General features: G+C 52.6%; 10 protein-coding genes. 7 read left to right on the top strand and 3 right to left on the bottom strand.

Going from position 1 to position 12534, the window contains the following annotated elements; all coding sequences use genetic code 11:
* The first annotated feature begins 255 nt into the window (after positions 1 to 255).
* The 3 genes from AABA21_RS20680 to AABA21_RS20670 all read left to right on the top strand — a co-directional run bounded on the left by AABA21_RS20680 (position 256) and on the right by AABA21_RS20670 (position 2725).
* Positions 256 to 720 carry a DUF5679 domain-containing protein gene (locus tag AABA21_RS20680; protein WP_338253351.1) on the top strand — a complete coding sequence of 155 codons (465 nt, stop codon included), beginning with the start codon at positions 256 to 258 and terminating at the stop codon, positions 718 to 720.
* A gap of 585 nt (positions 721 to 1305) precedes the next feature.
* A complete protein-coding gene (greA, locus tag AABA21_RS20675; RefSeq protein WP_338253350.1) occupies positions 1306 to 1818 on the top strand; it encodes a transcription elongation factor GreA in 513 nt (170 codons plus the stop codon).
* A 181-nt stretch (positions 1819 to 1999) separates the two neighbouring features.
* Positions 2000 to 2725, top strand: a complete 726-nt coding sequence (locus tag AABA21_RS20670) for a hypothetical protein (protein WP_338253349.1) — start codon at positions 2000 to 2002, stop codon at positions 2723 to 2725.
* A gap of 74 nt (positions 2726 to 2799) precedes the next feature.
* On the opposite strand, the gene AABA21_RS20665 is transcribed toward AABA21_RS20670, so the two are convergent.
* The 3 genes from AABA21_RS20665 to AABA21_RS20655 form a co-directional block, all read right to left on the bottom strand.
* Positions 2800 to 4116: a magnesium transporter gene (locus AABA21_RS20665; RefSeq protein WP_338253348.1), complete on the bottom strand. Its 1317-nt coding sequence runs from the start codon at positions 4114 to 4116 to the stop codon at positions 2800 to 2802.
* 4 nt (positions 4117 to 4120) lie between these two features.
* Positions 4121 to 5794, bottom strand: coding sequence for a CTP synthase (locus AABA21_RS20660; RefSeq protein WP_338253346.1), 1674 nt, complete (start codon positions 5792 to 5794; stop codon positions 4121 to 4123).
* Between the two features lie 70 nt (positions 5795 to 5864).
* The gene (locus AABA21_RS20655) at positions 5865 to 6515 is read right to left on the bottom strand and encodes an MBL fold metallo-hydrolase (protein ID WP_338253345.1); all 651 of its coding nucleotides are present in this window, start codon (positions 6513 to 6515) and stop codon (positions 5865 to 5867) included.
* Between the two features lie 292 nt (positions 6516 to 6807).
* On the opposite strand from AABA21_RS20655, the gene AABA21_RS20650 reads away from it, so the two are divergent.
* The 4 genes from AABA21_RS20650 to AABA21_RS20635 all read left to right on the top strand — a co-directional run bounded on the left by AABA21_RS20650 (position 6808) and on the right by AABA21_RS20635 (position 12150).
* Positions 6808 to 7563, top strand: coding sequence for a glycosyltransferase family 2 protein (locus AABA21_RS20650; RefSeq protein WP_338253344.1), 756 nt, complete (start codon positions 6808 to 6810; stop codon positions 7561 to 7563).
* 179 nt (positions 7564 to 7742) lie between these two features.
* Positions 7743 to 7991: a preprotein translocase subunit SecG gene (gene secG, locus AABA21_RS20645; protein ID WP_338253343.1), complete on the top strand. Its 249-nt coding sequence runs from the start codon at positions 7743 to 7745 to the stop codon at positions 7989 to 7991.
* A gap of 182 nt (positions 7992 to 8173) precedes the next feature.
* Positions 8174 to 8890, top strand: coding sequence for an SGNH/GDSL hydrolase family protein (locus AABA21_RS20640; RefSeq protein WP_338253342.1), 717 nt, complete (start codon positions 8174 to 8176; stop codon positions 8888 to 8890).
* Entirely contained in the window at positions 8887 to 12150 is a 3264-nt protein-coding gene (locus tag AABA21_RS20635; RefSeq protein ID WP_338253341.1) for an FtsX-like permease family protein, read from the top strand. Before AABA21_RS20640 ends, AABA21_RS20635 begins: the two co-directional genes overlap by 4 nt.
* The last annotated feature ends 384 nt before the right edge of the window (positions 12151 to 12534 follow it).

Raw genomic sequence — 12534 nt, 5'->3', positions numbered from 1 at the left:
ACCGCATCTCATGAATTGACTAGGGGATATGTCGAGGGCCGCTGCTACAGTGATACTATTTCCATGGGTCATGAGAGCGCAGCCAGCCATGGCAGATAATGATATACTCAACGAAGGAAGGCGCCAAAAAACCGTTAACGAGATGGTTCTATTATAGTGCAGGTACTATCTATATTACTGATCAGCGCTGATTGGGTTCGACCATTATCATTATTTTATCGATAGAGTTATGCTGTAGCGTGTAAGGAGGATTATATGCGGCGCGTTGGAAGGTATAGCCGTATTGTTGTTAGAATACTTATAGTCGTTACCGTTGGCATCCTTTTCATGCTGGGTCGCTATGTGTTACAGCGGCTCTCAGGCCGCTTGCAGACGACCAGCTTCGATACAATTGCATCACACCCGGTCGAAGAGGTGCCCTCTATAGCCATAGAGCGTGACTCAAACGAGACTGAGGTAGCGGAATTTATTTCAGCCAGCGAAGAGCCGATAAATGAAACAGTATCACCTGTTATGGCTGATCGATCAACAAGTGAAGAAGCAGAGGAGTCTGCTGATACTTCTCCCTCGCAGCCCGAAGCCTATTGCGTGAAGTGCCGTGCCAGGCGTGGGATGAAAGATGCCAGACGGATTGTTACCAAGAATAACAGAAATGCTATGGAAGGGGTATGCCCCGTCTGTGGTACACGACTTTTTCGTTTTATATCAACGAGTAACTAAAAACCTTCAGTGAAAAGCGTTGAAACGGCTTGCAGTAATTTAAAACAACAATTTCTGTACGAATTGATAGTAGATGCGGAGATGATCGAGGGTTAATGATGTGTATGTTGAGGAGCCTGCCATGCTAAGTGAGGCATGCTGCATTACTTTACAATAGAACACAGAGATTTGCTATGAAAGTAAGGAAAAAATGGAGCAAATCACTTGACGTTCTATCATTCTCAACGTATAATCTCCCTCATGTGTGTTGAGCATCTACGTTTCGCATTGATACGAGGCGTGGAATTATGTCGCCTCGATGATCAGAAAGACAGCAACCAATAAGCGGACTCGTAAGCGTTTTATTTGCTGTCAGTACTTCATCCTCTTTTTTGTGTGAAAGCTTGCAGGGATTGATAAAGACGTCGGGTGTGGTTTTTGCTATCTGCGCCGCCGTTGGTATGGTGCTAAAGCAAGGGGCAAGCAGCACAGGGCAGATATAAAAGCTGGATGAAGCTTTTAGTTTTACTAGATAGGTAATCAGAGGCGGATATCGGGAATGGACCCGCTGGGGTCGAGAGCCTCACTACCAGGAGGAGTTTGACAATGAGTATTGGTGGACAGAGTGATGCATCGGATCGCAAAATCTATCGCTTCACACCTGAAGGCTTCGCGAAGATGAAAGAGCGGCTGGACTATTTGCGTAACGTAAAACGCCGAGAGGTCGCCGACTACATTCATGAAGCCAAGGAAGCTGGCGATATCAGTGAGAGTAGCGCATACGAAGAAGCAAAAAATGACCAGGCAATGCTAGAAGGCGAGATTCTCGAACTTGAACATCGCATCGCCTATGCCGAGGTAATGACTCCAGACATGCACGCTGACACGGATGGTACCATCCATATTGGTATGCAGGTTGAAGTAGAGACGGACAGAGGCACCAAGCGTACGTTTAAGATCGTTGAGACGTTCGAAGCAAATCCAAAAGAGGGGTTGATTTCTGATCAGGCTCCTGTGGGTAAAGCTCTGATGGGTCACCGCGAGGGTGATGAAGTGAGTGTTTCAACTCCTGGCGGTGTAACGACATATACGATCATTTCTGTTCGGCCAATGCTATAGCCAGGCTTAGTAATACTTTTCCAGGGCGCCCACACCATGGGCGCCCTGTTTTTTTTGGGGGATGATATTTGACACATGGTATACTCATCGGTAATATAGAGGGATAATTCTATTGCTGGGCTGTAGGGTGGAGTACCGTGGGCCAGCAAATGGCCTGTGAGGGGCGATAAGGAGCTAGTTCGTGTTAACATTTGAAGACTTGACCGGATTATTTATCAAGGCGGCACGTGATCTTGGTCTGGTCGCGCACCCCGAGTCCTGGTTGAATACGCGTTCGCTGGAACGTGAGTTTACCTGTACCTGTCATACGGGTTCTTGCGATGACGTGGAGCAGCAGAGCTCGTGTGTGGTGTCGTTTTCCTGGGGTGTACTGGATACCGCCCTTTCAACAGATGGCCCGGCCGGCGTATGTGAGTTTTTCCATGAGGTCGAACAGGATTGCGCCCATCTACATACCAGCGCGATTCCACCGCTGATACTGGACCTCTCTTACACCCTGGTTTTGCATGGGGTCGCGCCCAGCGAAGAGACCCTGCTCTCGCTGGCGCAGATGCTCAAGCTCCAGGCCAGCGAGCAGAGCCGCAGAACCATCGAGACACGTCCAGGCGTGAGCATGATCTTACGCGACAATCGTCTCTATCCCGATGTTCTGACGCTGCAGCAGCGTGTAGAGATTCCTATTTGGCATCCCCTGGGTATGCGGGGCTTGCATGAGGATCAGCCTGTGCCCGGTAAAAGTATCCTGCTGCAGGTAGAGGATGGGGGATTGGAGCAGATCGTTTTGCCAGATGATCCACAGCCCGAAGAGTGGCTACCTGGCGTGTTAGTGGAAGTCTGTCAGGATATTATGCAGGTGCTGGCCGCGCTGGAAACAGCCGTATGCCCGAATACCTCCGATCGTCCATGACGGGATGTTTGAAGCATAACATTATTGTGGACGAAAATGGTCGGACTCACCGACCATTTTCGTCCACAATAATGTTAGTACATGCGATTGGGTCTGTGTCTTCGTCCGTTGGGCAGCAAGACGTCCAGTGCATCGTCGACCGTAATCACGCCTTCGAGGTGACCATTCTCGTTGACCACGGGCACGGCCAGCAGGTTATATTTCGCCAGTGTCTCGGCCACGGCGCGTGGATCGTCATCTGGCCGCACTGCGATCAGATCGGTCTCCATAATTTCCTGCAATGTCTGACCGGTCTGCGCGACCAGCAGGTCCCAGATAGATACAACCCCTAGCGGGCGATATTCATCGGCATTCTCATCTTCCACGCAGTAGACATAAGCGATACGTACATCGTTTTCAATGATCTCGGTGCGGATCGCCGTGAGCGCATCCTGTGCGGCGCGCGTCTGATTGAGCACAATGTAGTCGGTCGTCATCAAGCCGCCGGCCGTATTGGCCTCATATTCCAGCAGATCCTGTACCTCTTCCGAGTCCTCGGGATTGAGTTGCTGCAAGAGTTCCTGCTGCCGGTCCTCAGGGAGTTGCCCCAGCAGGTCTGCCACCTCATCGGGACCCATTGCGCGCAGAATGGCGGTAGCCCGCTCATCAGACAGATTTTCCAGAATCTGCGCCTGGCGTTCGGTGGCGATCTCCTCCATGGTATCGGCGGCCAGTTCATCGTCCAGGCGTTCGAGCAGGCGCGCCCCCTGTTCAACTGAGACCTGGTGGACGATATTGGCAATATCCGCTGGATGCAGCTCTGATAGGTGACCGCTGAGGGTGCGGTGCGTAGGTGTGGATGTAGTGGTCAGGGGTGCGGTAGGAACCTTCTGGTCGCTCTCCTCTTCATAATAGCCCGCCTGTACCAGTTCAACCTCTGACCAGGGAACCAGCGTGGCGCTGGTGGGCTGGTTGATCGCGTTAGCCAGCCAGGATGGGGCCAGGCGACGAACCAGGCTGAGGGAGCTCTTGTCGACGCCCAGAATCTGCCAGCTATCGTTGAAGCACAGATCATTGACGCGCACCATTTTTTTATGCTCCAGATCAATGATCTGCTTATCAAGTACCTCTTGAGCCAGGCGGAACTCATCCTCAGACACGAGGTCAGACTGTAACTGAGCAAGTTGTTCCTCGGGGTAGCGCAGGTGCCACGCTCCCTCACTATGTATAACATCCGTGATTGGCACGCGCTTCTGCTGGTCATCTTCGATCTCTACCAGCAGGGCGGTAGGATAGGCTGGATTGTCCTGTCCTACCTGGGATGCGCGCGCGAGTATATCAATGATTTTGCCAACGCGCGTATTATGCTGGTCCAGCAATGGCGCGCCGAGCAGCTGGCTCAAGTATAACATGTGATTACATCTCTACCCGTGAATCAGGCAACACTTTACTGGGTTCTAACGTCTCGAAGGAGTTATCCTGCTGTTTGTTGAGCTGGACGCTGGTACCAATAAAATCGCGGAAGAGTGGATGAGGTCGATTAGGCCGGCTCTTGAACTCGGGATGGAACTGAGAAGCGACAAACCAGGGATGATCTTTGAGCTCGATAACCTCGACCAGGCTATTGTCGGCGGACCGACCGCTGACTACCAGTCCATGAGCCTCCATGCGCTTGCGATACTCGTTATTGAATTCATAGCGATGGCGATGGCGCTCAAATACAATCGCCTCTCCATAGGCTTTATAGGCTTTTGTATCAGGCATCAAGCAGCAGACCCAGTTGCCCAGACGCATGGTACCGCCTTTATCGGAGACGTTGCGCTGCGTATGCATAAGATCGATGACCGGATTGGCGTTCTGGGGATCGAACTCGGAGCTATTGGCATCGGTCATACCCAGCACGTTGCGGGCAAACTCAATGACGGCTACCTGCATACCCAGACAGAGACCCAGGTAGGGGATGTTGTGACGGCGCGCATAGCTGGCGGCCTTGATCTTCCCCTCGATACCACGGTGGCCAAAGCCACCGGGAACCACGATACCGGCGACGTCTTCCAACGCCTCCTCGTAGTTCTCGCCCATCTGCTCCAGCGCTTCTGAATTAATCCATTTGATGCGAATATCGACGTCATGGAACCAGCCGGCGTGATGTAAGGACTCCGCGACCGACATATACGCGTCGTGCAGTTCGACATATTTACCAACCAGGCCGATGGTGAGCTCGGGCCGTGAACGCTTGATGCGGGCCACCAGTTCTCCCCATTCGCCCATTTCAGGCTCATGTTTGGGCAGGTTCAGCTCCTGCACAATAAACTCGCCCAGGCCGGCCTCCTCCAGGTTCAAGGGAACCTCGTAGATCGTTTCGGCGTTGGTCATGCCGATAACCGCCTTTTCCTCGATGTTGCAGAAAAGCGCTATCTTCTCACGCAGGTCATCGGGCACCGGGTAGTCGGAGCGGCACAGGATCACATCAGGCTGAATGCCGACGCGCAGTAGCTCTTTAACGCTGTGCTGCGTTGGCTTTGTTTTGAGCTCCTTGGCGGCTCCAAGGTAAGGGAGAAGTGTGACATGGATATAAAGGACATCCCGACGTCCGACATCCTTACGCATCTGACGAATGGCCTCTAAATACGGCTCGCCCTCGATGTCACCGACCGTGCCACCAACCTCAACGATAACCACGTCGGCATCCGAGCGACGGGCGACCGCGTGGATGCGATCCTTGATCTCGTTGGTAATGTGGGGGATAACCTGGATCGTGCCGCCAAGGTACTCACCCCGGCGTTCTTTACCGATAACTGATGCATAGACCTGACCGGTGGTGACATTGTTGGCCTGGTATGATGGCTCATCAGTAAAGCGCTCATAGTGGCCCAGGTCCAGGTCCGTCTCAGCCCCATCATCGGTCACAAAGACCTCACCATGCTGGTAAGGTGACATTGTGCCCGGATCAACATTAATATAGGGGTCTAATTTCATAAGGGAGACGGAGACTCCGCGATTTTTGAGGAGACGCCCGAGTGAGGCGACACTGATACCCTTCCCTACTGAAGACGCCACACCACCTGTTACAAAGATAAATTTTGACATAGCTTCGCTTCCTCCTTATACCCGGAGCCTTGCCTTGAGTATTGAAACATTGACAATAGTGTCACAGCTTTTAGCGTGGTGTAAGTAACACAACTTGCATGGCTGCTGGCAGAGAGCTTCTGGTGACCGTAAATTTGGGCTGCGGCTCAATAGCCTCCACACCCATTTCACGACAAAACTTATTAAGTTGTGCCGGTACGCCTTCAGTTTCTTCCGGATGATAGTGCATAGGAATAACCACGCGTGGTTCTACCTGACTGATAATCTCCGCAGCCTGTGTTGCATCAATCGAATTACCACCGCCAATTGGCAGGAGAAGTATGTCTGCGTCGGCAACTTCTTCTAACTGTTGCTCTTGTAAAACATGACCCAGGTCACCTAAATGGCAGATGACGAGATCGTCCATGTGTATAATGTAAATAGTGTTGCGCCCCAGTTTTTGTCCATGTTCATCATCATGATAGGAAGCAACACCGGTAATCAACACATCGCTAATTTCATATTCACCCGGTCCACGTACGACTCGTGGATGACCACCCACACCCTGTACGTAGTTATGGCCTGGATGATCATGACTGACTGTGACAATAGAGGCATTTACCTTGCTCAAGCTGTCGGCCGCTTCCGAGTTCGCCTGCCGAGGAGTAACGGGATCTGTAATGAGAACGACGTTTTTGCCACGTAGCTGAAAGCAAGAGTGGCCAAGCCAGGTTATTTCCATAACTGTAATACTCTCTCACATAAGTTCGGGCGGGGACCCAATGTCCTCGCCCGGATTGTATTGTATCATATTGGTTAAGTGTCCTACAAGGGACGAATGGATGGCTAATACTTTTGTATGTCTCCCTGGGAGAAGGATAAACGGATCCTTGCTGATCTAGAGATACTATTTGTAAGGTAGTTTGTTGCTATATACTCATTCATTCGTTTACTTGATATGGAATAGACTTATTTTTGCGTCCTTATTTCTGCCTGTATAGGCATTCTTTTAGTTAAGAAGAGAGGCTTTATGTATGCGGATTTCCGTTATTGTCCCTGTCTATAATGAAGAGAAGACAGTGGCTAAGATTTTAGAGATGCTTGCTCAGGTGCAACTGGACCTTGAGGTAATTGTTGTCGATGATGCGTCCAGCGATCGCACCTGGGAGATCATTCAGCAACTGCGCCAGACGGCCCCTTACGACTCCTATCAGTATGTGCGTCATGAGCGCAACCAGGGCAAAGGCGCGGGCCTGCGTACCGGATTCCAACTGGCGACCGGCGACCTGGTAACCGTTCAGGACGCGGACATGGAGTATGATCCCCAGGACATTCCTGCGCTGGTACACAAATGGGATGCCGCGACGGCAGCAGGCCATAAGCGTGTAGCTATTTATGGGTATCGCGATCTTTCAGGTCAGAAATTTACGACCCGCTGGGGCAATCGCTTCCTGACCACTGTGACCAATGTCTTATTTGGTAGCCGTATTCATGATATGGAGACCTGCTATAAGTTGATGCCAGGCGCGGTGGCCCATGCCCTGCCCATGACCGGTCGGCGCTTTGAGATCGAGCCAGAAATTACGACCTGCATCCTCAAAGCCGGTTACACGATCTTTGAGGTGCCCATCAGCTATTATCCTCGTGAAGAGAAGAAGCTTTCACCCTGGAAAGATGGCTGGCCTGCCCTGGCTATGCTATTAAAGCAGCGCTTTAACAAAAGCATCAGTATCGCTGAGCCAGTGAGCAATAATAAGAGCGCGCCAGAACACGTCAACATCGTCAAGTAGCTATGCGTTTATGCTGCGTGGCACACAGTGACGCCCCTGTATATTCAGGTAATGAGCCGGCGGATATATTGATATATGCGCGTGTGTTCTCTCGACGTCTGATATATCCTATGGTATAATCTGTGCGAAATTGATTCACCTTTGGTTGAAATGGGTTAGCTCGAAAGAGAGGAAAACTCTTGCTGCAACAGTGGCTTCCGGCAATTCGTGTTGTTCAGATCATTCTGAGCATCGCCGTCGTGGTTTTTATTTTGTTACAGGCTCGTGGCGCAGGTCTGGGAAGCGCCTTTGGTGGGAGTAGCGCCGGCTCCGTGTTTAAAACACGCCGTGGCGTTGAGCGCTTGATCTTTAATGCGACGATCATCTTCATTGTCCTCTTCGCTCTGATTTCTGTGCTGAGCGCGGCTATTGCTGCTCGCGGATTATAAGGCTCGCACGGACACCTGCTTTGGTGTGTCCTGAGGTTGAGTGATTGCTGTAAAGCGAAATTTACCAATATTGGTCGCGTTTCACGCCTGAGAGGTCATTCTGCTACAGCGCGCATGGATAGCTTATCCGCAATATCGAGATAGAGAGCGAAAAAAGGCTGCCAGGGAAATCCGGTAGAGCTATGATACTTCAAGCCGCCGGAACTCCTTTTAGCAGCCTTTTTTTTATGTTCCTGTGCCTGTTTTTTAGTACCGCGTGCGCCAGTGCTCCCACCTCTACGCGATTGCAGGTGCAACCACCTCCCACCGCCAGGTTAACTTACGTGGCGATCGGGGCATCTGATACCTTTGGCACGGGTACGGATGATCCTGCCACGCAGTGCTGGCCGGTAGATCTCACGCATGCGCTGGGTTCACAGACCCGTTTAATCAATCTGGGGATTCCGGGCATCGATGCTCATGACGCGCTGAATATCGAGTTACCGGTGGCGCTGGATGCCCATCCCGGCCTGGTCACGGTCTGGCTGGCGGTCAACGACCTGGTTGATAAGGTACCGCTGGCCAGCTATCAACGCGACCTGGATAGCATCGTGCGGCGCTTGCGTTCCACCAATCCCAATACCCCGATTATGGTGGCCAATGTGCCAGACCTGACCCTGTTGCCGCGCTTCAAAAATGGCGATATCCGGGCACTGCAGCGCCAGATTGCCGCATATAACGCAGTCATCGCCAAAGTTGTGCAGCAGAATCATGTTGTGCTGGTTGATCTCTATCAGGATTGGCAAGCTCTGGCCGATCATCCCGAATACATTAGCCAGGATGGTTTTCATCCCAACGAACTGGGTTACGCACAAGTGGCCGATATCTTCTACCATACGCTGAAGACATTGAAAACATGACACAATTTTTTGGCATCTCGCTTGACCAACTAACACCTATTCTTCTGATCGTGACCGGTATTATTATGGGGGGAACCCTGATACTGGCCATCACCAATGCGATCTTTTTTAAGATCGGGCTACGCAATGTCAGTCGACGCCGTACCCAGATGGGTCTGATCGTGTTTGCCCTCATGCTCTCTACCACCCTGCTCTCGGGGGTACTGGCCACTGGCGATGTGATGACTTCGGCTGTCCAGAGCGTTGCCGTCTATAATTGGGGCAACATCGATGAATTGGTGGAGGGAGGCCATGGGGCCCTTGGGACCTACTCCCAGCGTACCTATAACCAGGTTAAGCGACATGCGCAGACGGTGCCCGATATCGCGGCTGTGGGGGCGGACTTACACGACACCGGTCTGTTGCTGGCGGACCAGACGTCGCGCCAGGTGCGCTCGAATGTGGGCGCGCTGGCGGTATTGCCCGATAGCGAGCTTGGATTTGGGGGCTTAACGGATGCCATATCTAAACGACCCCGGCGCATCAGCGCCCTGCCAGATAACGCGGTCTATCTGAATCAGTCTTGTGCCAGCCTGCTAAACGCCCGCGCGGGCGATCGTCTGTACCTCTATTCCTCGCGCTGGCCCGGACGCCGCTATACGATGAATGTCGTCGCCATTGTTAACAATACCGATATCGTGGGCGACCAGCCGGTCCTGATCAGCAATCTGCATACCTTCCAGAAGATAGAGAACGAGCCGGGTAGAATCAACCAGATCCTGATCGCGAATCGCGGCGGTGGTGGCGTTAATGGTGTCGCCCTGTCAGACCAGGTAGAGGATCAGGTGGAGCGCTGGTTGCCGGGCGACGTTCATGTGATACAGGTCAAGCAACAGGGGGTGCAAACCTCGCAGAATGCGCAGGATATCTTTTCGCGTATCTTTTCTCTCTTCGCCCTCTTCGCCCTGGCCATCGGGCTGCTGTTGATATTTCTTATCTTTGTGCTGCTGGCGGCTGAGAGACGCTCGGAAATGGGGATCGCCCGCGCCATCGGTGTGCAGAGGCGACATCTCATCCTGATGTATCTCTTCGAGGGTACCGTCTACGATCTGATCTCCTCCCTGATCGGGTTGCTGGCTGGTTTTGGGTTGGGAGCCGCCTTGATTTATTTCTTAGGACCCCTGCTGGCGCGCTTCAATTTTCCGCTTAAATTTAGCTTTCAGCCTCATAGCCTGCTGATCGCTTACTGTCTGGGCGTCATCTTTACCTTTCTCTCGGTGGCCCTGGCGTCCTGGCTGGTGAGCCGGATGACGGTGAGCGAGGCTATTCGGGATCTGCCGGAGCCGGCGCGCGTACGCCTGCCTCTGCATGAGCAAGGGACGCGTCTCTATCAGCTGAGTGTGCAGTTGAGGGATTGTTTGCGACCGGGCGTGCGCAACTGGCGACGCGCGCGCAGAATCCTGTTTGAACATGTACCCGAAGTAGCATTGAGCTTCTTGATTACGCTGACCGTTATCGGCATCGTTCCCCTGCTGGCCGGTATCCTGCTGGTCCAACAGGGTTTGAACGATGAGGAGGTCATTCCTTTTTCACTTGGCCTCTCGCTGTTTGTCTTTGGGGGCGTGCTGTTGCTCAAAACCTTGCTGCTTCAGAGCGTGGCCGTCTATCTGCGACTGCGCCATAGATATGAGAAGGTAGATTTTCAATCCTGGTCGTATTGGATTGATGGGGCTGTAGCCGCGCTGATAGGACTGTCGTGGCTGGCCTATTGGGCGCTGCCTTTTGATGCGCTGGCTCAACTCGGCCTACCACGCTTTCAAGCGGGCATCGAAGTGTTTTTTGTCGCGGGCGTCATGATGGTTCTGGGCGCTGTCTGGACCCTGAGCGCCAATGCTCGCCTGCTGACTGTGCCTTTTCTGGCCCTGTTCTCGCGCATACCCGCGATCTTCGTTGTGCTCAGGTTGGCCCTGGCCTATCCGCTGCAGCGTCGCTTGCGCACCGGCTTAAGCGTGATCATGTTCAGCCTGGTCGTCTTTGCCATGACGGTGATGGCGATTATTACCAATGCGATGCAGAATTCGTATGTCGATATCAACACGCAGACCGGAGGGTACGACATCCAGGCGACGGCCTACTTTAAAGCGATCCCGAATCTGCAGCAATCGCTGGCCGCACATGGAATTAGTCCGTCCGATTTTTCCGCCATCGGGGTGCGACACACGACCGCCCTGGGCGTGTTGCAGCCCGGCGCGCCCTCTCCACGCTGGTCCGTCTACCCGGCCCAGGTCGTGAATGGTGGTTTCTTGCAGGGCTATGGTACCCATCTCATTGCCCGTGCGCAGGGCTTCCAGAGCGATGACGCGGTCTGGCAGGCGCTACGCCAGCATCCCGATTATGCGTTGATCGATAGTAGCGCCCTGCCCTATGATCCCAATCGATCATACGTCTATGATCCTTCCGCTGCCAATGCCACAACGGCCAATGTGCCCAAAACGCCACCGGGCTTTGATCCCAACCTGACCTTTACCATGAGCGGCATGTCGCAGGGTGATACTTCATTTCTGGCGGTACCCCTCTGGGTGATTGGTCTGCATGGCAAGACCGCGACGAAGATAACCGTGATCGGGGTGGTCGACAATAGCGATTCAGCCCATTTTGGACTCTATGTGCCGCAGTCCGCCTACGATGTCAGCCAGCCCGGTATCGTGCCGGGAAGCACAAATTCTCCACAGAATCAGAGCTACTATTTCAAGGTAGCCCCCGGACATGATCTACGGGCGGTAGCGCTCCAGCTGGGTTCAGCCTACCTGGATGATGGCCTGGAGACAACGGTGCTGGAAGATATTATCTGGCAGGCTCGCGGACCACGCATCCTGCTGAGCAATGTGCTGCTGGCGGTCGTTGGCCTGGTCCTTTTGCTGGGCATGGCGGCCCTGGCTTTGATCGGGACACGGGCCGTCATCGAACGTCGCCAGCAGATAGGAATGATGCGTGCCATGGGCAGTTCACGCCTGCTGATTCAGGGTGCATTTTTACTTGAATCATTCCTCATAGGGGCGCTGGGCAGTATTCTAGGAATCGCGCTAGGTCTCATCCTGTCGCGCAACATCTTTGCCGCCAACTTTTTTGAGCAGTATCAAACGGGCCTCGTCTTCAGTATCCCCTGGCAACAACTTGGCTTGATCGTTGCCGTCTCCTTCGCTGCTTCACTCCTTGGTGCCGTCCTGCCGGCCTGGCAGGCTGGACGTGTCGCACCAGCCGAAGCACTGCGCTATTCATAAATCCAACCACAAAATCCCATATTTTATGTATCATGAGCCCCATTTCCAGCAATTAACTCAGCAAGCAGGTGAGAAAATATTGCATAATAACAGTAGAAGAATTTATAGTGCTTGCATACAAATGAAAAAAGATTGTAAAAGTATCTATCTATGAGTTAAAATAATAGAATAGATGTCGTTTGCTGTGATATTTTACTTCACATATTTCTTCTCTGTGACCACATGATGGATGTGTTGTTACGCGGGTGTAGCGACCTGTGTGGATGCTGGCAATGTTTTGCCACCCAGGCAAAGGATACATATTTGTTGAGCTGTGATGTGTTCTCAATGGCTCTTGTCAGAGTGCAGCTCTCACAAGCAGCGTGTTTGGGGTTTGACTTAGAA

The organism is Dictyobacter halimunensis (genome assembly GCF_036245075.1).
This window is presented reverse-complemented; position numbering and strand designations above follow the sequence as displayed.